1 protein-coding gene is annotated in these 266 nt (G+C 60.5%); it reads right to left on the bottom strand.

Annotated elements, in window-relative coordinates; genetic code table 11:
- The coding region (locus tag SB772_RS41815) for a hypothetical protein (protein WP_410838749.1) at positions 1-266 on the bottom strand (266 nt) is incomplete at both ends.

Below are 266 nucleotides of genomic sequence, written 5' to 3'. Positions count from 1 at the left end.
AGTTCTCGGCCTTCTGGCCCTTGCCGAAGCTTTCCGCGGCGGCGGCCAACGCCTGGATCGGCCGAATCTGGCCGCGCAGGAAGAGGATGGAGACGCCGATCAGCACCAGGGAGGCGCCGACCATCCAGACGATGAAGATGTGAGTGTTCGAGGCGTATGTCTGATTGCGCTTGGTCAGAACCCGCAGGATCTTGCCGTCCAGCTTGATGCGGATTTCGACGAGATTGGAATCGCCGAGCGTATCGAGCCAAAAGGGCCGTTTGATC

Source organism: Paraburkholderia sp. SIMBA_030 (assembly GCF_046535245.1).
In the GTDB taxonomy this organism is placed as follows: Bacteria; Pseudomonadota; Gammaproteobacteria; order Burkholderiales; family Burkholderiaceae; genus Paraburkholderia.
The sequence above is the reverse complement of the archived record's forward strand: the minus strand, read 5'-3'. Positions and strand labels throughout refer to the sequence as shown.